The sequence below is a fragment of the Bernardetia sp. Wsw4-3y2 genome, assembly GCF_037126295.1.
GTDB lineage: Bacteria > Bacteroidota > Bacteroidia > Cytophagales > Bernardetiaceae > Bernardetia.
Genome location: NZ_CP147017.1, coordinates 4,826,898 through 4,851,103, shown reverse-complemented (window position 1 = coordinate 4,851,103; position 24,206 = coordinate 4,826,898). Strand labels below are relative to the sequence as shown.

The 24,206-nt window shown below is 31.2% G+C and carries 15 protein-coding genes; 4 read left to right on the top strand and 11 right to left on the bottom strand.

Translation table 11 applies throughout. The features are described from left to right. Window positions 1-104 precede the first annotated feature (104 nt). The 5 genes from V9L05_RS20380 to hutI all read right to left on the bottom strand — a co-directional run bounded on the left by V9L05_RS20380 (window position 105) and on the right by hutI (window position 11,236). Window positions 105-4,079 (bottom strand): two-component regulator propeller domain-containing protein, encoded by a 3,975-nt coding sequence (locus V9L05_RS20380; RefSeq protein ID WP_338813711.1) that lies wholly within the window; start codon window positions 4,077-4,079, stop codon window positions 105-107. Window positions 4,080-4,141: 62 nt separating this feature from the next. Next, window positions 4,142-8,116 carry a two-component regulator propeller domain-containing protein gene (locus tag V9L05_RS20375; RefSeq protein ID WP_338813710.1) on the bottom strand — a complete coding sequence of 1,325 codons (3,975 nt, stop codon included), beginning with the start codon at window positions 8,114-8,116 and terminating at the stop codon, window positions 4,142-4,144. 105 nt (window positions 8,117-8,221) lie between these two features. After that, complete coding sequence (locus V9L05_RS20370; RefSeq protein ID WP_338791643.1) at window positions 8,222-8,812, bottom strand: YigZ family protein; 591 nt, start codon at window positions 8,810-8,812, stop codon at window positions 8,222-8,224. Window positions 8,813-8,869: 57 nt separating this feature from the next. After that, window positions 8,870-9,793: an Rpn family recombination-promoting nuclease/putative transposase gene (locus V9L05_RS20365; RefSeq protein WP_338791644.1), complete on the bottom strand. Its 924-nt coding sequence runs from the start codon at window positions 9,791-9,793 to the stop codon at window positions 8,870-8,872. Window positions 9,794-9,955: 162 nt separating this feature from the next. After that, a complete protein-coding gene (gene hutI, locus V9L05_RS20360) occupies window positions 9,956-11,236 on the bottom strand; it encodes an imidazolonepropionase (protein ID WP_338813709.1) in 1,281 nt (426 codons plus the stop codon). 626 nt (window positions 11,237-11,862) lie between these two features. Here hutI and V9L05_RS20355 point away from each other — a divergent pair. Next, on the top strand, window positions 11,863-12,372 hold the full coding sequence (locus tag V9L05_RS20355; RefSeq protein WP_338813708.1) for a hypothetical protein: 510 nt from the start codon (window positions 11,863-11,865) through the stop codon (window positions 12,370-12,372). Between the two features lie 7 nt (window positions 12,373-12,379). Here V9L05_RS20355 and V9L05_RS20350 read toward each other — a convergent pair whose 3' ends face one another. From V9L05_RS20350 to V9L05_RS20340, 3 genes are all read right to left on the bottom strand, one after another. Continuing rightward, window positions 12,380-13,342 carry a DMT family transporter gene (locus V9L05_RS20350; RefSeq protein ID WP_338813707.1) on the bottom strand — a complete coding sequence of 321 codons (963 nt, stop codon included), beginning with the start codon at window positions 13,340-13,342 and terminating at the stop codon, window positions 12,380-12,382. 240 nt (window positions 13,343-13,582) lie between these two features. Then, entirely contained in the window at window positions 13,583-14,488 is a 906-nt protein-coding gene (locus V9L05_RS20345; protein ID WP_338791648.1) for a J domain-containing protein, read from the bottom strand. A gap of 162 nt (window positions 14,489-14,650) precedes the next feature. Then, the gene (locus V9L05_RS20340) at window positions 14,651-15,064 is read right to left on the bottom strand and encodes an Hsp20/alpha crystallin family protein (RefSeq protein WP_338791649.1); all 414 of its coding nucleotides are present in this window, start codon (window positions 15,062-15,064) and stop codon (window positions 14,651-14,653) included. Between the two features lie 155 nt (window positions 15,065-15,219). On the opposite strand from V9L05_RS20340, the gene V9L05_RS20335 reads away from it, so the two are divergent. Further along, on the top strand, window positions 15,220-16,806 hold the full coding sequence (locus tag V9L05_RS20335) for a family 10 glycosylhydrolase (protein ID WP_338813706.1): 1,587 nt from the start codon (window positions 15,220-15,222) through the stop codon (window positions 16,804-16,806). 261 nt (window positions 16,807-17,067) lie between these two features. Here the strand turns inward: V9L05_RS20335 and V9L05_RS20330 are convergent, their stop codons facing one another. Together V9L05_RS20330 and V9L05_RS20325 are read right to left on the bottom strand one after the other, a co-directional pair. Beyond that, on the bottom strand, window positions 17,068-17,622 hold the full coding sequence (locus V9L05_RS20330; protein WP_338791651.1) for an acyl-CoA thioesterase: 555 nt from the start codon (window positions 17,620-17,622) through the stop codon (window positions 17,068-17,070). A 226-nt stretch (window positions 17,623-17,848) separates the two neighbouring features. Then, window positions 17,849-18,712, bottom strand: a complete 864-nt coding sequence (locus V9L05_RS20325) for a phosphatidate cytidylyltransferase (RefSeq protein ID WP_338791652.1) — start codon at window positions 18,710-18,712, stop codon at window positions 17,849-17,851. Window positions 18,713-19,107: 395 nt separating this feature from the next. Here V9L05_RS20325 and V9L05_RS20320 point away from each other — a divergent pair, with 395 nt between their 5' ends. Beyond that, window positions 19,108-20,235: a DUF4856 domain-containing protein gene (locus tag V9L05_RS20320; RefSeq protein ID WP_338813705.1), complete on the top strand. Its 1,128-nt coding sequence runs from the start codon at window positions 19,108-19,110 to the stop codon at window positions 20,233-20,235. 129 nt (window positions 20,236-20,364) lie between these two features. Here V9L05_RS20320 and phbB read toward each other — a convergent pair whose 3' ends face one another. Continuing rightward, entirely contained in the window at window positions 20,365-21,111 is a 747-nt protein-coding gene (gene phbB, locus V9L05_RS20315; RefSeq protein ID WP_338791654.1) for an acetoacetyl-CoA reductase, read from the bottom strand. A gap of 578 nt (window positions 21,112-21,689) precedes the next feature. Here phbB and V9L05_RS20310 point away from each other — a divergent pair. Then, entirely contained in the window at window positions 21,690-24,083 is a 2,394-nt protein-coding gene (locus tag V9L05_RS20310) for an N-acetylmuramoyl-L-alanine amidase (RefSeq protein WP_338813704.1), read from the top strand. Window positions 24,084-24,206: the final 123 nt, after the last annotated feature.

Below are 24,206 nucleotides of genomic sequence, written 5' to 3'. Positions count from 1 at the left end.
GTGGTTTTTGTTATATGTAATTCTGCCCAATTACTTAATTTAGAATTAAAATTAATAAAATAGGAAAGAATTTGACTTGAATCATCAAAATTTAGATTATTATTTTATCCTATTTTGAATCCCATTACAAGGACATCATCGACTTGTTCTTCGTATTTTTTCCAATCTAAAAAGTAATTTTCCAGTTTTTCTTTTTGCTTAGTATCATCTAATCCAGCTATTTCTACGAAAAGAGATTTCATTTTTTTCTTCATCAATTTCTTTCCTTTATCTCCTCCAAATTGGTCTTGATAGCCATCAGTACATAAAAAAATGGTTGTTTCTTTTTCTATTTTCAAGATATGATTTTCATACACTCGTTCTTTTTCTACACCCCATTTTCCAGCAATAGGAAATTTACTTCCAGCAATATCTTTTAGTTCTTCATCTTGAACATAATATAACGGACTTTTTGCTCCTGCAAAAGCTAATTCTTTTGTTTGTGTATCATATATACACAAAGACATATCCATTCCATCACGATTTTGAGTTTCAGACTGACGAAGAGCTGTAGAAACTTGTTGATGTAAAGTAGATAAAACTAAAGAAGGATTCAGAATTTTCTTCTCTAAAATAATATTATTCAACATATCATTTCCAATCATGGACATAAATGCTCCTGGAACGCCATGACCTGTACAATCTATAGCAGCAATACAAATTTTATTTTCCGTTTTGGCAAACCAATAAAAATCACCACTTACAACATTACGAGGAAGCCAAAGGACAAACGCAGAGTCAAACGTATTTTTAATTTCCTCTATGGGTGGTAACATCGCCCTTTGGATACGACTTGCATAATTTATGCTTGATTTTATATTTTCATTTTGAATACTTATGGCTTTACTCTGCTCTGTAATTTGTTCGTAAGACTTAGCATTGACTAGTGCAATTGCTGCATAAACAGCAATATTTTGAACTAAATTAAGATGATTTTGAGTATAACTATTTTTTTCAAAGCTCTGAACAGTCAATACACCAATAGTTTCATTTTTATAATTAATTGGAACATAAATGAGTGATTCAGGTATTTCTCCTTCTATTGCACTTATTTTTTGATTCGGTATATACTCATTAAATTCTTTTTGTAAATCTTTGATATTAATTTCCTTGTTTTGCTTAAAACAGTAAGTTGGTAGATTTTCTTCATTCAATGATGTTTTATGAATAAAAAGTGTTGTTCCATTTTCTTTTGAATTAATGAAATCTAATGAGTTTTCTTTTGCATTATAAATTCCGATAGCAAAAATAGATGCATCTAAAAGTCTATTGACAGATGAATATACCATTTCTACAATCATTTCAACGGAAAGATGAGAAGTAATTTGTTTGCCTACTTCACTCAAAAGACTTACATTTTGGTAGGCTATTTCAACAAGTTTCTGCTGTTTTTCTAATTCTTGATTTTGCTGTAAAATCTCTTCATTTTGTTGATTAATTTCTTCATTTCGATTATTTACTTCTTCATTTTTTTCTTTCAACTGTGAAGTTCGTTCATTTACTAGGCTTTCAAGTTTTGCATTTCGGGCTTGGATAGAGTTTAGTTTGTGTTTGTAAAAACCTATTGCAGTACTCAATACAACTACTCCACAAAGCATAATAAACCACCATGTTTTCCAAAAAGGAGGCGAAACACTTATTTTGAGTGTTGTTTCTTCACTTTCTATATTATCACTATTGATTACTTTTACTTTAAAGGTATATTCTCCTGCTGGCAGGTTGGTATAAGTTGCTTGTCTGACAGATTTTGTTTTGTTCCAATCCTTATCAAAACCTTCTAATTTATAGAGATAAGTATCATATTCTGGTTTATTAAAATTAGGCGATACAAATTCTAATGTTATGATTTTGTCTTCATAAGTCAAATCTAGTTTATTTGTGTTTTTTAGAGCTTTAGATAATAAGATTCTATTATTATATTCTTGATTTACTTTGACAGTATTTCCAAAAAGTTTGAGTTCTGTCAGAATTACTTTTCTCTTTGCTGTGTTGGGCTTAATATCTTTTGGATAAAATGAATTAAAACCATTAATTCCACCAAAAAATAGTTCTCCATCATCAGCTTTGAAATAAGCTCCTGAATTAAATTCTAAACTTTGTAGATTATCTCGTGTGTCATAGACAATTATTCGTCTGTCATCAGCTAAATTTTGGCTTTCTTTGTCGTTCAAAAACTTAAAAATACCTCTGTTGGTACTTATCCATAAATTATCTTTTTTATCTACCAAAATGGCATAAATAGCATTGTTTGCCAGTTCGTTGCGTTCTCCCCAATACTCAAAAGTTTGGGTTTCTTTGTCCATTTTATTGAGTCCATTGGTTGTTCCGAGCCATAAATTTCCTTGTGAATCTTCTGCTATTGTACGAATTACATTACTACTAATAGACTTTAAATCTTGAGAATCATAGGTATAAAAAGTAGTTCCTATGATATTATTTTGCTCATCTCTTTTTGTTTTAACTAATCCATCATTTGTTCCTAGCCATAAAATTCCTTCTTTATCTTCATAAACTGACCAAATGATTAGTGTTTTTAAAAAACGTTTTGTTTTATAGCCACAATCATTTTCTGTTGTGGGTTCTAATTTGTAGATTCCATTAAAAGTAGCTATCCAAAGGTTTTCTTTTTTATCTTCTATAACAGCTAAACTTGTCGATTGAAGTGTTGTTGTATCTGTAATACTGCTTTCCAAACTAACAAATTTAGCTCCTTCTTTTTCAGAAAAATCTATCAAACGAGAAATAGTAAAGTTTCCCATTACCCAAATACTCTTATTTTTAGTTCCGTAGAGGCTGGTAACGCTATTTATTTTAAAGTCATTTTTATTGTTTCCTTTGAAAATATTTGTGTACTCGTCTGGTTGTCCGTTTGGTTGTCTTTCTATACGAGTAATCCCTGCTTCTGTACCTACCCAAAGAATATTATCTTTTGTCTTAGTAATTCCCCAAACATTTGTGTTAGGCAGTGAATTAGGGTTGTTTTTTTCTTTCGTATAAAGCTGAAAATTTGTTTTAGAAGGATTGAAATATACAACACCTAAATTTAGAGTAGCTACCCAAATTGTATTTTCTTGGGTTTCAATAATAGATGCTGTTGTACCAATAGAGCCAAAATTAGTTTTGAAGCGAGTGAGTTTTTGGTCAGAAGGAGTTAATGTATAAATATAATCTGTACTAATTCCATATAAATTTCCATTTTGAGTTTGTGTAATGGATTGTAAATTATACAAAAGTCCATTATAGGAAAAATGTTGAAAATTATCTGTTTTAGAATTGTATTTATTTAATCCTTTTTCAGTTGCTATCCAAACTTGATTGTCTTTGTCTATTAGAATATCATTGGCTGTATATCCAGACAATGAAGAAGAATCAGCCTGATTGTAACGATATAATGTTTGCTGTTTTCTATCAGCACTCCATTTATTGACTCCTTTTTTATATGTTCCTATCCAAAGATTATTATTAGCATCAATGGCTAAGGATTTTATATCATTTCCTCCTAAAAGTAAAGAATCATTTTGAGTTGCACTATAATTTGTAAATGTATTATTTTTGGTATCGAATTTTGATAATCCTTGTCTTGTTCCTATCCATAAAAAACCTTCTTTATCTTCTGTAATGGCTTGAACGGTATTATTTACCAAAGAAGAATTATTATTTTTATTATTTCTAAATGAAATAAACTGATTGGTATTATTATCATAAAGAGCAAGTCCTGCCACTGTTCCAATCCAAACACGCCCTTGTTTGTCTTGATATAAAGACTGAATTTGATTGTCAGGAATAGTGGTTGTATCACTACGAATGTGTTTATAGACAACTACTGTTTGTCCATCGTAGCGATTTAAGCCGTCATCTGTTCCTATCCACAAGAAACCATCTTTGTCTTCCAACAAAGCATTTACTGTATTTTGAGAAAGTCCATTCTCTATATCTAATGCTTTTGTTTCAGAAGTAAGTTCTTCTTCTGTAAGTTTTTGAGATTGGGAAAACCCAAACTGATATAAAAATAGTAATATAATTACTAAAAAATATTTCATTACTTTCCTTCTTGATAATAGAATTAGTGTATTAATTTCACACAAAAATAGTCAATTATTAGCTATATATTACTGTTTCCAATTTTAAATCCCATTACTAAAACATCATCAACCTGTTCTTCATTTTTCTTCCAATCTAAAAAATAGTTTTTTAATTCTTCTTGTTGTTTTGTGTCATCTAAATCAGCAATTTCTACAAAGAGAGACTTCATTTTTTTCTTCATCAATTTTCTTCCTTTTTTTCCACCAAACTGGTCTTGATAGCCGTCTGTACATAAAAAAAATGTAGTGGGTTTGTCTACTTGGATAGTATGAGTTTCAAAAACTCTATCCTCTTCATTGTTTTGCCAACGCCCACCAATAGGTGATTTTGCACCTGCAATTTGTTTTAGTTTTTTATCTTGAACATAATACATTGGATTTTTTGCTCCTGCAAAAGCCATGGTTTTCAAATCATTGTCGTAGACACAAAGTGCCATATCCATTCCATCTTGATTTTGTGTTTCAGACTGACGCAAAACTAGAGATACTTGCTCATGAAGGTACAATAAAATAAGAGAAGGATCTGTAATTTTTTTCCCAAGTACAATATGATTGAGCATATCGTTTCCAATCATAGACATACACGCCCCTGGAACGCCATGTCCTGTGCAATCAACAGCAGCAACGAATGTTTTGCCTTTCATTTGAGTAAACCAATAAAAATCGCCACTTACCACATCACGAGGCATCCAAAGCACAAAAGCCTCTTCGAAAGCATTTTTTATTTCTTTAAGTGGTGGAAGCATAGCACGCTGAATACGACTAGCATAATTTATACTTGCTGTTATATTATCATTCTGAATACTGATGGCTTTACTTTGCTCTGTAATTTGTTGATACGACTTTGCATTTATGAGTGCAATAGCTGCATAAACAGCAATGTTTCGAATAATATTCAGATGATTTTTATTATAACTATACTTTTCAAAACTCTGAACTGTCAGAACTCCAATAGTTTCATTTTTGTAAATAATGGGAACATAAATTAATGATTCAGGCATTTCACCCTCTACAGTTGCTACTTGTTGATTGGGAATATAATTATTATATTCTTTTTGTAAATCATCAATTTTAATTTCTTGATTTTTGTTAAAACAATAAGCAGGTAAATTATCCTGATTTAAAGATGTTTGATGAAAAGGTAGCGTTTCACCTTTTTCTTTTGCATTAATAAAATCTAATTTGTTTTCTTCTTTATTATGAATTCCGATACTAAAAACCGATGCATCTAAAAGTTCATTTATAGATTCATACACCATTTCTATAATCATCTCAACAGAAAGATGAGACGTAATTTGCTTTCCTACTTCGCTCAAAAGACTGACATTCTTGTAAGCTGTTTCAACTAATCTCTGCTGCTCTTCTAGCTGTTCGTTTTGTTGTAAAATCTCTTCATTTTGTTGGTTTACTTCTTCATTTTTTTCTTTTAGTTGGGATGTTCTTTGATTTACTAGTTTTTCTAATTTTTCATTTTGAATTTTTACGGTTTTCATTCTATGTTTATAAAAACCTACCGAAATTCCAAAAACAACCAAAGCACAAAGTGATATAAACCACCAACTTTTCCAAAAAGGAGGTGAAACACTTACTTGTAGAGTTTTTTCGTCACCTTCTATGTTATCACCATTTACTACCTTTACTCTAAACGTATAATTTCCTGCTGGAAGATTGGTATAAGTTGCTTGCTTAATGGTTGTTGTTTTGTTCCATTCTTTATCAAATCCTTCTAGTTTGTATAAGTATGTATCATATTCAGGTTTATTGAAGTTAGGTGACACAAATTCTAAAGTAATGATTTTATCTTCATAAGTAATATTAAGTTTTTCAAGATTATTTAATGCCTTTGGAAGTAATACTCGTCCTTCTTTTTCTTGGTTTACTTTTATTTTTTCTCCGAAAACTTTGAGTCCTGTCAAGATTACTTTTCGTTTTTCCTTATTTGCTTTAATATCTTTTGGGTAAAAAGAATTTAATCCTTCTATCCCTCCAAAAAACATTTCGCCATCTTTTGCTTTATAAAAAGCACCTGTATTAAATTCTAGGCTTTGCAAACCATCTCTAGTATCATAGACAATTATTCTTCGGTCATCATCAAGGCTTTGACTTTGAGTATCATTTAAAAATTTAAATAGTCCTCTATTTGTGCTTAACCATAAATTATCATCTTCATCTGCTAATACTCCATAAATGGCATAATTTGCTAGTTCATTTCTTTCTCCCCAATGTTCGAAAGTACCTGTTTTTTTATCCATCTTATTCAAACCGTTATTTGTTCCTATCCAAAGATTTCCTTTCGAATCTTCTGTAACAGAACGAATAGTATTGCTGCTTATAGACGTAATATCTTTAGGGTCTGAGGTATAAAAAATAAAATCAATAGGTTGATTTTCTGCATTTCGAATTACTTTAATTAATCCTTTATTGGTACTTAGCCAAATTATATTTTCAGAATCTTCAAAGATATGCCAAACTTCAAGGTCTTTTAAATATGCTTTTGTAGTATAACCTAACTTGTTTTCTTTGGTAACATCAGTAGGAATAAGTTGATAAACTCCTTCAAAACTAGCGACCCAAAGTGTATTTTTGGCATCTTCATGTATATACAAAAGAGTGCTTTGAACAGCTGTAGAATCATCATTAGAAATAAGAGACGTAAATTTTGCGCCTTCTTTTTCTGAAAAACTATCCAGACGAATGATAGTCGTTCTGACAACAAACCAAATTTGTCCACTGTCTGTTTGTGCTATGGAATAAGCTCCTTCTCCTTGGTAATCTGTTTCTTTTTTTCCTTGAAGAATATTATAATAGGAAGTTTGATTAGTTGAAGTTGTATCATTGCGATTTATCCTTGAAATGGCTTCATCTGTTCCGACCCAAACTATTCCTTTATTATCTTTCAGAATTGTCCATATATTTCTATCAAATAAAGAATTTTTATTTCCTTTTTCAGCCTTGTATAATCGAAATCGATTAGAAGACGAATTATATTTTAATAAGCCAGCATCTCTAGTTCCGATCCACATTGTACCATTTTTGGCAAGATATATAGTTTGTACTACTCCTATTTGACTTATAGAAGTACGATAGACAGATAAAGAAACAAGTTGAGGGTTTACTTTATAAATAAGTTCGTCAGATGACACCCAAATATCTCCATTTTGAGTTTCTCCAATTTTATAAACAAGATACTTTTTTCCATTTGAAAGTGTAAAATGTTGGAAATCATCTGAAGATGGATTATAAAGATGAGCGCAATAATTTGTTCCTATCCAAATTCTATTATTAGTATCTTGATAAAGGGAGCTAACTCGGCTACCCAATAGTTTTGTAGATGTTTTATTAAAACTGCAATTATAAACTTCTTTTGGTTTTCTATCAGCCGTCCAAACATTTATACCCTTTGCTGTTCCTATCCACAACTGATTTTGATTATCAATAAGTAAACTTGTAATTTCATTACTTTCTAAAAGTAAGCTGTTTTTTTCTTGAGTAGAATAATTTGTAAATGTTTCTTTTTTTGTATCAAATTTACTTAAACCTTTCAATGTCCCTATCCAAAGAAAATCTTGGTCTTCCTCAATGGCAGTTATATAATTATTGATAAGAGAGTTTGAGTTTTTTTCATGATTACGATAACTTTTAAATTGATTTGTGTTTTTATCATATACACACAAACCACTTACTGTTCCTATCCAAATTTTTCCAGTTGTATCTTCATATAATCTTCTAACTTCATTATCTGGAATAGTTGTCGAATCACTACGAATATGCTTATAAATTGTGAACTTTTGTCCGTCATAACGGTTTAGTCCGTCATCGGTAGCAATCCATACAAAACCATCTCTATCTTCCAAAATATCATTAATTGTACTTTGTGATAGACCGTTTTGAATATTAAGAGCCTCTACATTTAGTATTTTATCACTTTGGTTGTGTTGAGCAAATCCAAAATTAATAAAGAAAAGTAAAGTAATTGAAAAAAAAAATCGCATCATATAATCCTATTTCATAAGTGGTAGTACCTATAAATATAATTGATTGTTTGGATGCGAGCAAATTACTTTCTGAAAAAACTTAATAAAATAGAATATAATTTTGATTTAATCCATTTTCACTTCTTTTATATCCTGTAGTTTTGCTTCAACTTCTTCTTCTATGGCTAAACGAACAGAAAGTTTCATCTGACAGGTATTTGTAAACTCTTGGTTTATTATCTCTAAATCATAATCTTTTATTAGTTTCATCACATCATTCATTCCTAAATAATCAAAGGAAAATGAAATAATTTTTGTGATAATTTTCTCTTCAATTTCTGCATTTTCTAAGGCTTCTTGGGTAGAGGTTTTGTAAGCATTGATAAGTCCACTTACCCCCAACTTTGTTCCACCAAAATATCGAATAACGACAACCAAAACGTCTGTAATATTAAACGATTTTATTTGATTTAGAATAGGAGTTCCTGCCGAATGATTAGGTTCTCCATCGTCGTTTGCTCGCCAAAGTTCTCCATTTTGTCCTAACTGATAGGCGTAACAATGATGACGAGCATCATAGTATTTTTTTCGTAGTTCGTCTAAACGTTCTTTTATTTCGTCTTCGGTTCTGACTTGAAAGGCAAAAGCTAAAAATTTACTTCCTTTTTCTTTGTATTCTCCTTCAGAGGGTTCTTTTATTGTTAAAAATGTATCCATAAATAAAGTATAAAGTAAATAGTATAATTTAAGAAATAAATACTAATACATCTTTAATTATTTGTGTTTTTGTCTTATTTCTTCAATTTCTTTTTCAGAAAAATCAGTAATAGAACTTATCGTTTGATTATCAAGTCCCTTTAAAATAGCATTTTTTACAACCTCTTCTTTTGCTTGTAATGCTCCTTGTTTTACACCTTCTTCTCTGCCCTGCTCTCTACCTTGTTCTATGCCTTGTTCTATGCCCTCTTTTCTACCTTCTTCTATTGCTGTTTGCATCACACTTTTTTCTATCCTTCTATTTTCTTGAAAACGTTGATAAACTTTTTTATCTGTTTCATCTAACTTTTCATACTTTAATTTTTCTTCTACAAGTTCTAATCCTTTGGCTTTGAAATCTTTCTTCACTTCACTATTTTTTAAGAAATAAATCCATTCGTCTAAGGTGTTTTTGGCTACATCATCAAAATTATTTACTTTCAAAATATAATATTTAGGAAAAATATCAGATACTTTTTCAACATCAAATTTTTCTTTTTGATTTTTACTTGCTTGTAAAGTATCACCTAGATTTTCTCCAACAAATTCTCCTACATATTTATAAATATAATCATCTCCTTGTCCGAGTTGAAAATAAATAATATTGATAGAATATACTTTTTTGATTTCTCCATATACTTCGCCTTCTCTTATATACTCTGTGACAAGCTTCGAAACTCCGTAAAGCATACGTTGAAAGTAATCTTGTTCTGCAGTATTTTGAAGTTCTACCAAGACAAGTTCGCCACTTGTAGTTCTGACTAGAATATCAACTCTATTGAATTTGTCGTATTCGTCTTCTTTATTTCCTTCACTTTCTAAAATAGTTTCAATAGTTAAATCAAACTTTAAAAGTTCGGTCAAAAAACCTTCTAAAATTCCAAAATTTGCCTTATGGCGCAGGATTTTTTTTACTGCCCAGTCGAATCGTATTAGTTTCATAGTAATAAAATATGAGGTAAGAAATAAGAATTTTGAAATGAATTGTAAAAATACATTTTTTAAACACAAAGTTATAGGTAATGCAAAAGAAAATACATTTTAAACACAGAGAATGAAAATAAAAATAAAATTTCCTAACCCTCACTCTCCATGTTCTAACATCTATTTACTAACACCATTAACAAAAACCTGTTCAATCAAATTACTACCAAATGAATAGGGAAGAAATGCAAGCGAAGGAATTTTTTTAGTTAGAATAAAGTTTGCATCTGAATTATTGCGAATAACTCCGTGTGTTTTTTCTAATTCAATGGCATAGGCTGCATTTAAAGTGGCTGCATTAATTGTTTCTTCAGGTGTCATTCTCATGTGAATACAGGCAAGTGAAAGTACAAAAGGCATATTTCCAGACGGAGAACTCCCTGGGTTATAATCTGTTGCCAATGAAACAGGCAAACCACTTTCAATTAATTTTCTAGCAGGTGCATATTCCAAACGCAAGAAAAAGGCTGTACTTGGTAAAAGTGTAGGCATGGTTTGATTATTGACTTTGGCAGAGTTTAAGAGAGAATTTATTTCATCTTCTCCCATGTGTTCCAAATGGTCAACACTTCTTGCGCCATGTTTTACCCCAATCTGAACCCCTCCAGAAGTATCTAATTCGTTAGCATGTAGCTTTGCTTTTAAGCCGTATTTTGTTGCTACATTTAATATTTTGTCAGTTTCTTCTACTGTAAAAAATCCTCTATCACAAAAAACATCACAATAATCGGCTAGGTTTTCTTCAGCAACTTGTGGAATCATTTTTTGAGTGAGCAAATCCATATAACTTTCTCTTGAAATTTCTTTTGGAAAGGCATGGGCACCCAAAAAAGTAGCTTTTATTTCTATGGGAGAAACCTCTTTTAGTTTTCGGATTACTCTGAGCATTTTCAGTTCGTCTTCTAAAGTAAGCCCATAACCACTTTTTATTTCGGCTGCACCTGTTCCAAATCCTATCATTTCGAATAATCTTTGATGAGCAGCTTCGTATAGTTCTTCTTCTGAGGTTTGTTGTAATCTTTTGGCAGAATTCAAAATTCCTCCTCCTCGTTTGGCTATTTCTTCATAAGTCAAGCCGTGTATTCTATCTTCAAATTCTGTTTCTCGGCTTCCTGCATAGACTATATGTGTATGAGAATCGACAAAGGAAGGTAAGATAAATTTGCCTGTTGCATCTATTTTTTCTACTGAGGAAGAATCTAACCAAGCTGATTTTTGCTCGTCGTTCATGTCTTCCATTCTACCAAACTCCTTTATTTTGCCACTTTCTATGATTAAAAACGCATTTTCTATGCTTGGCAAGTCTTGCATTTCTTTTCCTGCACGAAAAGAAGGTATTTTTTGATTTTGTGCTTCTGCTTGAACTAATGATTTGATATTTAGGAATAATGTCTTCTTCATGGATTGAATAGAGTTTGTGTATTTTGGTAAATGATTATTGCAAAAATACGAAAACTATATTACTCTAGTGTTTTCTAAAGCAAGCCTATCAAAATTCTTGGATCTGCTATTGATTTTAGAAACTGATTATTCTTAGCAGCTTTTTTGTTTAAACTAATTTTAGGAGCTTTTTTTTGATTAAAATAACATCCATTTGTTTAGCTATTATTTTAAATAAATTGCTGATATAAAGACTTTTAATTGTTTTAAATTCTCCATTTTTGTATACTATGTCAATACTTTTAGCTCTTTCCATGCTTTTGTCATTCTTTAAAATATAAACCTTCTAAAAATAAAACTTTTCGTTCTTTTTTATCAAAAAAATAGATTGTGTACGTTACGTAAAGAAATATCTACTATTTATTATTCGCTTTGATTTCTTGTGCTTTCATCGAAAAATTTTCAAAAACTACTAATAGTTTATTATTTATTAATAAATTTGGTGTAAATATTGTTTTGTAATAAATAATATTTTAATAAAAAAAACAAAATATCTAAACTACCAAACCTGCCTATACACCTATTTACATAAATCCTCTTTCAATTATATCTTATCTTACTTTTATTACTTGATTAATAATTAATTTATGCAAAAGAAAGGCTTTTTTGGTGTTACTAAACGTTCTGATTTTACTCATCGTTTAGATGTTTTATTTTACTCTTCTGTTTCTGCCCCTCTTATTCTGCTCTTTTTTGGTTTAGGGCGTTATCAGAAGCCAAATAGTTATGCTTCTCCCTATGTTATATTTCCAGATTGGTTTGTTTGGTTATTAGCTATTTCTTGTATTGGAGTAGCACTATCAGGAATTCTTTTATATAAAAAGCGCATTCCAGATGCTAAAGCGCAGGTACTGTTACGTTGGAAAATTCAGCGTTTCCTTCGTGCTTCTAGTTATAAATATACACTTCCTGCTTTTTCAGGAGTTTTTGCTGCTTTGGGATATTATATGACAGGTGAAATAGAATTTGCTCTTGTTGTAATGAGTATCCTTACTTTATTTCTTTTACAACGTCCAACTACAAAGGCTGTTTGTAAAGAACTATCACTTCAAAATGAAGAAATATCTCTTTTTAGAAGTGAAAAAACGTGGGCATAGTAGTATTTTATTCTGTAATAATTATTTCTTTTTCTTTGCTCTTTTCTTGTTCTTTTAAATTTTCTATCTGATTCTTTTTATAATTTTTCATATAATCACTCAGTATCGGATAAGTAAATACAGAAAGAAGCAATAGCCCAGTTCCGATATAAAAACCTGTATTCATTACTGTTTCTTGAAAAAGTAAAATTGCAGCAGCCGTTCCATAAACAGGATTTAGATTACTAACCAATGCCACTGTAAAAGGAGGAATTGATTTCATTATACTTATAAAAATAGAATAGGCATAAATAGAAAATACAAAAGCAAGACCTAAAATGAGCATATAATCCGTAGGACTTGCTTCAAACTGAAATGATTTGCCCTCGGGAACTAAGAAAAAATAATAGTAAAAAGGAAGAAAAATAGTAGTGCTGATAAGTGCACCACCCATCTGATAAAAAGTAACAACATAAGCATCATGTTGATGAGCTAATTTTGCATTATAAATAGTGAGTAATGCGCCAAATATTGCTCCTATAATTCCAACAGCAAGTCCCCAACCATAATCAAAATCAGAGTTGAAGATAATATAAATACCTAAAATAGCATTCATACCCACCAAAACTTGAAAAGGACGACTTTTGCGTTTGGATAAAAGAGGATCTAAAAAGCTAATCCAAAGAGAAGTAGTTGCCATTCCGACCAAACAAACGGAAGCTGTGGAAATTTTAGCAGAAATAAAAGATAATCCCCAATAAAGGAAAACTAATATTCCAGATCCTAACATATGAAAAATCGCATTTTTTGTAAAAAGGCTAGGTGCAGCTCGTTTGTTAATCAACAATAATAACATTACAAAGGCTGCCAAAGTACGTAAAAAAAGTAGTTCGATAGCAGGCACATCAATTAGAAGCACTATTGAGGGAATGAAGCTACTCAATAATACAATCATGTGAAGCATGACATATGTACGTACATTAGAAGACATGAAAATTTCTAATTAGGGTGGCAAACATAGAGAAAATAGAAGTTTTATTCTATCTATCTCTGTAAGATTTGTTAAAGATAGCAAATAATGATTTGGTTTATTAACTACTTTATGTTTGGAATATTACTTACCAATTACAAATCTTTGCAAAATACACACTCTTATTCAAAACTCCAATAAAAACAATGCTTTATCACACTTTAATTACATTGAAATATAAAATTAATATCTGAATGCCTATTAATTATTCAATCTACTAAGTTCTTTAAATAAAGATTCTTCTTTATCACTAAGTTGTGTTGGAATTTCAATGCGAAGTTTGACAAACATATCTCCAAATTTATCTGATTTTCCATACAAAGGCATTCCTAAATTTTTGAGTCTTAATTTCTGTCCATTTTGTGCGCCTTTGGGGATAGGAATATTTATAGGACTTCCTTTAATAGTTGGTATTTGTACTTTTCCACCTAAAACAGCAGCATATAAATCTACTTTTACATTACAGTATAAATCATCTCCTTTTCTTTCAAAGGTAGGATGTTTTTCAACTTTTACATAAATATATAAGTCGCCACTTTGTCCATTTGAGCCTTTTTCGCCTTTTCCTTTTAGTCTTAGTTTTTTATTGTCTGTTGTTCCTGCTTTTATATTGATGCGAAGTTGCTGTTTGTTTACACTGATTGTGCGAGTAGTTCCGAAATAGGCTTCTTGCAATGTAATTGTCATTTCAGCTTCCAAATCTCTTCCTGCTGAAGCAGCTGAGCCAAAACCACTAGCACCTGTTTTTCCTCCAAACATTTGCTCAAAAAAACTACTAAAGCCTCCTTGTCCAAAGGCATCATCAAAATTAGTTTCGTATTGTGCATATCCACCTCCATTTCTGTTTCCACTAAAGTCATAGTGTCCACCACCAGAACCTGCACCTTCATATTTTTGATAATCTTGACCAAATTGGTCATATTTTTTGCGTTTTTCTGGGTCTTTTAGTGTTTCATAGGCTTCATTTATTTCCTTAAATTTTGTTTCTGCTTGTGGATTGCCTGTATTTTTGTCTGGATGGTATTTGACAGCAAGTTTACGAAATGCTTTTTTTATTTCGTCTGCTGTTGCAGTTTTTTTTATTTCTAATGTTTTGTAATAATCCATAATTAATTATCTTGTTTTATCGAATCAAATAAAAAGTGTAATAAAAAAATATTCAAAAAATAAATGCTTATTTGTATTTTATGAATTTACTAGAAAAAAGAATTATGAATTACAATTTTTTTATATAAATCGTAATTCATAATTCCTCATTCGCAATTGAATCTAATCAATTTTTACTTTGCGAATTTCTGTTTGAGTTTCTTTGTTTATGAATGGCAAAATTATTTCCAAAATTCCATCTTCGTATTTGGCTGCCACTTTGTCTGTATTGACGTGAGAAGGAAGGGAAAAGGTGCGTTTAAACTGTGAAAAACTATATTCTCTACGAGTAAATTTCTTTCCAGTAGAAGCTGTAGTTTCATGTCCTTTATTTGCAGAAATAGTCAGGTTTCCTTCAGAGAGGTCTATTTCAAAATCTTCCTTTTTTAGTCCAGGGGCTGCAAGTTGAACACAATAAGAGTTTTCAGTTTCTGAAACATTTACAGCAGGACGGCTAATAACCATTTGATTGGTTAAATATTCATTGGCTTGTCCGACAAGATTATCGATGAGTTGAAGTGGATTTTTGTATTCCATAATTGTAAAATTTTAGGTTTAAAAAGGTAAATTAGTGATAAATTAACTTGAAATAAAGAAATTGAGTAAATCAAAAAAAACAGAATTGAAAATAATGTAATACCTTTGAATGAAGTTTAATCTGTATTATTAAATTATTGAATTCTATCCAAAAAATGAAAATTTCAACCATTTCTATAAAAAAAGTATCTGTCTCTTTATGTTTATTCATTTTTTTATCTGTTTATCAAACTGTTTTTTGTCAAGATTTGTTACTAAATCCTTCTCCAAAAAGAGAATTTAGAGCTGTTTGGATTGCTAGTGTCGGAAATATTGATTTTCCTTCCAAGTCAAATCTCAACTCAAAAGCTCAACGAGAAGAGTTTGTTAGTTTAGTCAATCTTCATTCTCAAAATAATCTAAATGCACTTATTGTGCAAGTGAGACCTTCTGGAGATGCACTTTATCCATCTGTTCGTGAGCCTTGGTCATCTGTTTTGACAGGCAAAATTGGTCAAATGCCAATGCCTTTTTATGATCCATTAGCTTTTATGATAGAGGAAACCCATAAAAAATCAATGGAGTTTCATGCTTGGTTTAATCCCTTTCGTGCTATTATGAGTCTGTCTCAAAAAATAGATTTACCAGCTAATCATATTACAAAGCTACATCCTGAATGGTTTATGCAAGCTGGAAATAGTTTGGTTTTTAATCCAGGCGAACCTGCTGCAAGAGAATTTGTAAGAGAGATTATTATTGAAGTTGTGATGCGTTACGATATTGATGGCGTTCATTTGGATGATTATTTTTATCCTTATCCTGATGCAGGAATTTATGATGATAAAGCTACTTTTGAGAAATATGGAAAAGAATTTTCTTCTATAGAAGAATGGCGAAGGGATAATATCAATACATTCATCAAAGAAACAGCTTTGGCTATCAAAAATATTAAACCTTATATCAAGTTTGGAATTAGTCCGTGTGCTGTGTGGCGTAATCAAAGCAAAGACAAAATAGGTTCAGATACCAAAGGAATTTCGGCTTATGATGATTTGCATGCTGATACTCGTCTTTGGTTGCAACGTGGTTGGATAGATTATTTAGCTCCCCAAGTTTATTTTAGTACAAAATCTAATGCTGTTCCTTATCAAAGAATGCTCAATTGGTGGCAAGAGAATAGTTTTGGAAGACATATTTACATAGGTCATGCTGTCTATAAAATTCAAAATGATAAATATGATGAAAGATGGAATAATCCTTCTGAAATGAGTGAACAGATTAGAATAATGAGAGAGAGAACAGGAATGGCAGCAGGAAGTATTTTTTACCGTTCTCGTTTTTTGCAAGATAACCCTGCCCATGTTCAGGATTCTTTAAAGGCTAATTTTTATCGTTTCAAGGCATTGCCTCCTGTACTGACTTGGATTGACCAAACTCCTCCTCCTCCTCCTATGAATCTGACTATTTCAGGTTCAAGAAAAGGAGCTGTTCTGAACTGGCAAGCACAAGAAACCTCTGACCCTTTTGATCAGCCCACTTATTTTATTGTCTATCGCTTTGAGGATGGAAAAGAAATTGACATCGAAAATCCTGAAAATATTGCAGCTATTTTGCGTCAAAAAGAGTGTTTTTATATTGACCCAAATGTTCGTAAAAACTGTAAATATAGGTATCTAGTTACAGCAGTCGATAGATTGCATAATGAAAGTATTGCCACAAAGTCAGATGTTTTCAAGTATAAAAGACGTTATTTGAAACAGTAAAAAGATAATTTTTCTTGTAATAAATCTTTTTTCTGGCGCAAGATTCTATCTTGTGTCTATCTATTCTGTCAGCATATGCTGACGAAACAGAGCGTCCAAGCAAAATGCTTGAACGAGTATATTGTGCCCTTATTATAAGGTTATCACGGTTATTTTTGTATAACAGTCTTCCAGACTGTTGTATTAGGATAAAATACTGCTTTTTATGTTCAGACAAAATGTCTGAACTACCTTAATAAAAACCGTGATAAGGCTTATTCTTTACTTTTCTTTTAATTCAATTTTGGAATTACTATTTTCAAAGAGATGCAGATAATCATCAACTTTGAAAACTTTACTGTTAAATCTTGAAGTTCTGTTTGTGCCTTCTTGTTGTCTTGTAATACTTCTAGCAAAACGTCGTATTTCCTCTTTTGTGGTCAGAATAATTCCGGGGACAGGTGTGCTTTTCCCGTCTTCATCTTTTGCAACCATCGTAAAATAAGAAGAATTACAATGTTTAGTGATACCAGTAATAACATTTTCAGAAATGATTCGTAGACCAACCACCATAGAGGTTCTTCCTGTAAAATTAACTGATGCTTTTAAAGTAACTAATTCGCCTACTTCTATAGGATTTAGAAAATCAACTCTATTTACAGAAGCTGTTACACAATAGTTTTCTGAATGTTTGGAAGCACAAGCAAATGCAATCTGATCCATCAAGTTAAGAATATGCCCTCCATGAATTTTTCCACTAAAATTGGAATGAGAAGGCAACATTAATTGTGTAATAGTCACTTTAGATTCTTTGATGTGTTTGAATTTTTTATTCATTTTTCTTTTTTTGAGCTTAAAAAAATAGGTTCTCTGACAATTTTTGTACTATGTTGTAGGTTTTACACCAACAACGGCAGGTTATAGCCACTGTTGGTGTCCTCACCGACGACCATCAATATTCAAAATTCGAATAAAATCTGCAAAAATTGTCAAACAACCAAAAAATATCTCTTACTGGTAGTTTCTGAGTAACTTGTAGGTATTGGGCAATAGTATTAGATCATTACTTTCCAAAAAATTCTTCAATAATAATTGGAACAACTCTTAAAAAAGCAACAATAAAAGGAGCTGCAATTAAAAGTCCATCAAAACGGTCTAAAAAACCTCCATGTCCTGGTAAGACAGAACCAGAATCTTTTATACTCATACTTCTTTTAAAGAGAGATTCGACAAGGTCACCGTATGTTCCTGCGACGATGATAATGAGTGAAATTCCTATCCATTGCCATAAAGCGAGTGTTTCTTGAAAGAAATATCCCCATGTAGTACCGACAATCAAAGCCAAAATTCCTCCTCCTATACTTCCTTCCCATGTCTTTTTAGGAGAAATACGAACAAACAGCTTGCGTTTGCCAAAGTTTTTACCAGAAAAATAAGCTCCTGTATCGTTTGCCCAAAGAATAAATAGAGAACCTAAAATAATTTCATAATAATATTGTTGGTCTTTAAAAACAGCAATATTTAAGAGTGCAAAAGGTAGAGCAACATAAATAATTCCTAGAAAAGTAAAGGCAATGTTATGAAAAGGTTTGGTTTCTCCTTTTTTGTAAAGTTTGATAAAATAAGCTCCCGAAAGACTTACCAACAAGAGAATATAATAATTTGGATTGAGTGCAAAACGTTCTATCAGAAAGGATAATGTAAATAGAAAAAGACCATTTAGTGTACCGAAAGTACGCAAAGGTGAGTTTCCGTCTAAGCCTAAAAGTTTGTAAAACTCCCAAAGCGCAAACATACTAATGAAGAAAAAAAGCGAAAAATAAGTCCATTCGCTCCACATAATCGCTGTCAGAATTGTGATTGCTCCCAAAATTCCTGTAATGATGCGTTGTTGGAGTTCGGAAAACTTGTCTAAGTTTAGGCGCATTCTTTATGGATAAGTCGTAGTAAATTTATGATATTTTTTCTGTACTGAGTACAATAATGACTGCAAGAAAAATTATAAACACTAAAACTACATAAAATTCAGAAAGCAAAAAAATGATATTCTAGTTTTTCCTATCTAACTTCTTTTAAGAATGCTTTTTTAGGTGTTATTTGTAGTTATCTGAGAGTTTTTAAGGTAAAAATCCGACCAATAATAACTATATGAATTTCTGAAAATATTATTTTGTTGTCATTGTGAGTGTCTTATTAACAACCATTAAACTAGAAAAAAATAGACTGCTACTTGTAATTTTGAAAATAGTACCGTACTTTTGATTCGTTATTTAAAATAAGTCTAAATAAACGTAGTTAAAAATTACTAAAACAAAACACAATATGAAATTTAACTGGAAAAACTCATTTTTTCTTTTAGCTCTTTCTTTTTCTTTCTTTTCTTGTGAAGAAGAAACAACAGACGTAACTTTCCCTAGTTTGGAAATACCGACAACTTATGAGAGTACAGCTTATGAAAGTAATGCAAGTACAGAATTAGCTATTCGTACAAATCTGTCAGAATTAGCTTCTAAAATGCAAGTTGGAAGAACTGGCGCACGAGTAGATGAAACTGAACTTTTAGCAGCTTTTAGTCAAGGAAATCCATCTTTGAAAGACATTACCACAACTTATTATTCTGATAAAGTTACCAATTGGTTGCCTGAATTAGCAAAAGCAAGTGGTGGAACTTTTGACCCACTTACTGCACCAATTGGTGAAGGTGGTGTTTATGGAGGTTATTTATTTGATGAGAATGGTCTAGAAATAGAACAAGTAGTAGAGAAAGGTCTTTTTGGTGCAGCTCTTTATAATCATGCTCTTACGATAATTAAAGGAAATGAAATTAACGCTGCTGATATTGATCGTTTGGTGGCTATTTTCGGAGCGCATCCTTCTTTCAAAAATAGTGATGCAGCAACAGAAAATAAAGATATTTTTGCAGCAAAATATGCAGCTCGTAGAGATAAAAATGATGGAAATGGTCTTTATACTTCTATCAAAACCAATTTGATTACAGCAAAAGCAGCTATCGAAAAAGGACAAGATTATAATCAAGACCGTGATAAAGCTCTTTCAGATTTTCGTTATAACTGGGAAAAATCAAACATGGCAACTGTTATAAACTATCTCTTGGGAACAATTTCGAAACTCAATAAAACAGATGTTACTGATGCAGATAGAGCTTCTGCCTTACACTCATATAGTGAAGCTGTTGGATTTGTATACGGATGGAAAGGTATTTCTGAAAATGATAAATCAATAAGTGATGCTGATATTGACCAAATTTTGGAATATATGAACGTACCTGCAAATGGAAATGCTACTTCTTATACTTTTGTTACAGATTCTTTTAATCAATTGCCAAAACTTCAATCAGCTATCGATAAGTTAAAACAAGTCTATAAATTTACTGAGCAAGATATGATTGATTTTGAATATAACTGGGTAAGTGAGCAAGACAGAAAATAAAAACTGGGAATTTTTTCTATTCTTAAACAACTTTACTGAGTACAAAAAAGACTTTCAAAACAATAGATTTTGAAAGTCTTTTTTTAGTTACTCTGATAATTCAAATGATATATTAACTCTCATTATTCATTAATAAACATGCTGTCCACCATTAATAGCAAAGTTTGCGCCTGTAACAAAACCTGCTTTATCCGAAACGATATAAGCAATAATTTCTGCAATTTCTTCTGGCGTTCCTAATCTTCCCATCGGAATCTCTGCAATAATTTGATTACGAATTTCTTCTGGAACAGCCATAACCATATCAGTAGCAATATACCCAGGGGAAACAGTATTGATAGTAACTCCTTTACGAGCCGTTTCCATTGCCAAACTTTTTGTAAATCCGTGCATGCCTGCTTTGGCTGCACTATAATTTACTTGTCCAAATTGTCCACGCTGACCATTCACAGAAGAAACATTGATAATTCTGCCAAAACTATTTTCTAGCATTGGATTAATAGCATGACGACAACAATTAAAAACACTTGTCAAATCGGCATTAATTACAGAATTCCATTGCTCAAAAGACATTTTACGAAATGAACCATCACGAGTAATTCCAGCATTATTGATCAAAATATCTACTGTGCCAACTCTACTTTCAATGTCTTCAAACATCTTTTTTACTTCATCAAAATCAGCAACATCTGCCATTACTAAAGGCAAATCATATCCATCATCTTTGAGTTTTGTATTCCACTCTTCAGCTTTTTCTCTGTTGCGATAATGCGCTACAACAGTATAACCTTCATCGTGTAGTTTCTTGCAAATTGCTGTTCCAATTCCACCTGTTGAGCCTGTTACTAAGGCAATTTTTTTATTGTTTTTGTCCATGATATAAAATTTATTGTGTGTTTGTATGAATTTTTATTGATAATCCATTTGATTCAAAGCTACTATTTTTTTTGTTAAATCTGCTCTTAAAATTGAAAGTTTAATACAAACTTAAATAACAAATTTTAAGGAAGAGAATTTTTTGTCCTAAAAATTAAACTATATGAAGCATTCAATAAAAATTAAAATACTTTTTTGAGAAGTTTTATGCACACTAAAAAAGAAAAAAAACGTTATTAATTAGATGTTTTTAGGTCAAAAATAGTTAATCAATTTTTCCCCTATAAATCCTAAATACAAATTTGTTACATCAGTTTTACAGTAATTTGTTTGAAAAGTTCAAATTAATATTTTTATATCACAATAATTAATACTTATCTTTGAAGGATACAAAGTGTTTACCAACATCATTCATCTACATTGGATTTATACTATTTATGAAGAATAATAGTCCTGAAATTTAAAACACACAGTTTCATAATTAAATCATTTATATGAAAATTTGGTTAATAATATTAATTATATTCTTGTATAAAGTCCCAAACAATCCCTTTATCTTATAAAATATACACCAACCGATGCAGAAAATTGTTTTCTCGTTAGCCTTATTTTTCATTCTATCTTTTGTTTCACTAGTATGTCCTACTTATTTAGTAGCACAAGATTCAGAAAATACACAAGATTCAGAAAATACAGATACTACTGCAACTCAAAATTTTGAAAAAAATACTTTTCCACATGAGGGAAGGGTGCAAGTTAGTTTTTTGCTTTCGAACGCAGAGAGCCTTTTAGAAAATCAAAATCTAGTTTTTGATGAAAGTGAAAAAAGTTTTACACTTAAAGACATCCTACAAAAAGGAAATTTTATCACAAAAGCTATCAAAATTGAACTTAAAAATCCAACACCTTTTATTTCTGCGTATACTACTTGGAAAGGTGAAAATTTGCATGATGAGTTTTTGACTATCGAACAAAGGACTTCTATTGATGGTAAAAAATGGAATACTTGGGAACAAACAACTTTTGATGGACATGTAAACATTGAAAATCAAAAAGAAGCAAAACGAATCACTTCCGTAGCTAGTTTTTTGCCAAAAGAAACTCGTTTTGTACAATATAAAATTTCTTGGAAGACAGGAAATAAAGAACCAGCAAGCATCAAAGATGTAGAAGTGTCATTTTATAGTCCAGGGGAAACTCCAAAAAAAACACTCAAAAAGGCACAAGAAGACATCATAAATTATATTCAAGATGGTGATTGTTCTCAACCTCCTATAGTTTCTCGTAGCAGTTGGGGAGCAAATTCACCAAAAAATAGTTATTCTTATACAAATGTTACTCATTTGATAGTACATCATGCTGACGGATATGATTGGAGTGATGGTGCAGCAGCAGTTAGAGCTATTCAAGACCTGCATCAAAACTCAAATGGTTGGTCAGATATTGGATATAATTATTTGATTCACAAATCAGGAGTAATTTATCAAGGAAGACCTGAAGACGTAATTGGAGCGCATTTTTGTGGATATAATGCACATACACAAGGTATTTGTATATTAGGAAGTTTCAAAAATCAAAATCCGACTAATGAAGCCATGATGAGCTTGAAAAAATTATTGGCTTGGAAAGCAGACAAAGAAACTATTAACCCTTTAGGTTCTTCTTATCATCACTCAACAGGTGGAAATATCAAAAATATTGCTGGTCATCGTGATGGTGAATGTAGTTCTTGCCCAGGTAATTCGCTTTATTCTCTTCTTCCAATAGTAAGGACCGATGTAAACTCAATGATTCAAAATGATTGTGATGGCACACCTCCTCCTCCAACAGGAGATACAATTCCTCCAACAACAAGTATTTCTGTGCCAAATAGTGCAACTGATAATTTTACAGCAGTTTTTACAGATACAGATAATATGGGTGTAGTTGCTCGTTTTTATCAAGTCTTGGAGTCTGTAGAATCTGAATGGAGAGGTAATAAAAATAAAGGTTTTTTTAATGATAATTTTGATAATTTATCTATTCATTCAGATTATACAAAAGGCTTAGATGACTGGGAAGGTACTTGGAGAGAAACCTCAGAAGGACGTTTAAGACAATCTAGTTTGAATTCAAATACATCTATTTCTACGGAGCTTTCTCAGACACAAGGAAATGTCTATCTCTATAATTTTGCTGCAAAAGTAAATAACATGTCTGGAAATCGTCGTTTTGGAATACATATTATGGCAAGTTCTCAGACTTTAAGAGAGCGTGGAAATTCGTATTTGATTTGGTTTGCTACTGATGCAAATAAGGTTTATATCTATGAAACGATAGATAATGTACTTTATAGTCGTATAGATGCTACACTTTCGACAGACAATAACTGGGCAGATTACAAAATTGCTTATAATACCAATTCTGGCAAAATAGAAGTTTTTAAAAATGGTCATCCTATTTTGGATTGGATAGATTCTAGTCCTCTTACTTCTGGTTCTTATATCTCTTTGCGTACCAATGATGCGTCTGTAGATTTTGACGATTTGAAAGTCTATAAATCTCGTGATACAAGTCAAATAATTACAGTAGGCTCACACACTTCGAATGATGTACGAGTAAATGGAAGACCAGCAGCAAAAATAAAATCACTTGTAAAAGATGCTGCAAATAATTGGTCTTCGATAGGAGATGCAGAAGTGAATATTTCAAACATTTCTGTAAAAGAAGAAGAAATTAGTTCTTTGTTTCCAAATCCGATGATGAACTCTCGTTTGCATGTTGTTTATTCTTTGAAAGAATCTTCTGAGGTTAGTATTCGTTTGTATAATGTTTTGGGAGAAGAAATTTCTATACTTTATCAAGGAAATAAAGAAGAAGGAACACAGAATGAAGAGTTTGAACTCTCTAATCTTCGCTTGAAAGCAGGAACATATATTGTCAGAATTTCTACTAATGAAGGAACTAAATCACTTCGCTTGGTAAAAATTTAGAATCTAAACTTATTTTTTAGCAATTTTATAAATCAAAAAACCTTTATTTCGAATTCGAAATAAAGGTTTTTTGATTATAGCTTTTATAGAATTTTTACTTTACAAATAGTAATTATAATTTGA

Bases quoted from the DNA above. Each gene is read 5' to 3' on its own strand.
- V9L05_RS20320 (WP_338813705.1), top strand. From the start codon at position 19,108: ATGAAATTTAACTGGAAAAACTCATTTTTTCTTTTAGCTCTTTCTTTT.
- V9L05_RS20325 (WP_338791652.1), bottom strand. From the start codon at position 18,712: ATGCGCCTAAACTTAGACAAGTTTTCCGAACTCCAACAACGCATCATT.
- V9L05_RS20380 (WP_338813711.1), bottom strand. From the start codon at position 4,079: ATGAAATATTTTTTAGTAATTATATTACTATTTTTATATCAGTTTGGG.
- phbB (WP_338791654.1), bottom strand. From the start codon at position 21,111: ATGGACAAAAACAATAAAAAAATTGCCTTAGTAACAGGCTCAACAGGT.
- V9L05_RS20375 (WP_338813710.1), bottom strand. From the start codon at position 8,116: ATGATGCGATTTTTTTTTTCAATTACTTTACTTTTCTTTATTAATTTT.
- V9L05_RS20330 (WP_338791651.1), bottom strand. From the start codon at position 17,622: ATGAATAAAAAATTCAAACACATCAAAGAATCTAAAGTGACTATTACA.
- V9L05_RS20345 (WP_338791648.1), bottom strand. From the start codon at position 14,488: ATGGATTATTACAAAACATTAGAAATAAAAAAAACTGCAACAGCAGAC.
- V9L05_RS20335 (WP_338813706.1), top strand. From the start codon at position 15,220: ATGAAAATTTCAACCATTTCTATAAAAAAAGTATCTGTCTCTTTATGT.
- V9L05_RS20370 (WP_338791643.1), bottom strand. From the start codon at position 8,812: ATGGATACATTTTTAACAATAAAAGAACCCTCTGAAGGAGAATACAAA.
- V9L05_RS20365 (WP_338791644.1), bottom strand. From the start codon at position 9,793: ATGAAACTAATACGATTCGACTGGGCAGTAAAAAAAATCCTGCGCCAT.
- V9L05_RS20350 (WP_338813707.1), bottom strand. From the start codon at position 13,342: ATGTCTTCTAATGTACGTACATATGTCATGCTTCACATGATTGTATTA.
- V9L05_RS20355 (WP_338813708.1), top strand. From the start codon at position 11,863: ATGCAAAAGAAAGGCTTTTTTGGTGTTACTAAACGTTCTGATTTTACT.
- hutI (WP_338813709.1), bottom strand. From the start codon at position 11,236: ATGAAGAAGACATTATTCCTAAATATCAAATCATTAGTTCAAGCAGAA.
- V9L05_RS20340 (WP_338791649.1), bottom strand. From the start codon at position 15,064: ATGGAATACAAAAATCCACTTCAACTCATCGATAATCTTGTCGGACAA.
- V9L05_RS20310 (WP_338813704.1), top strand. From the start codon at position 21,690: ATGCAGAAAATTGTTTTCTCGTTAGCCTTATTTTTCATTCTATCTTTT.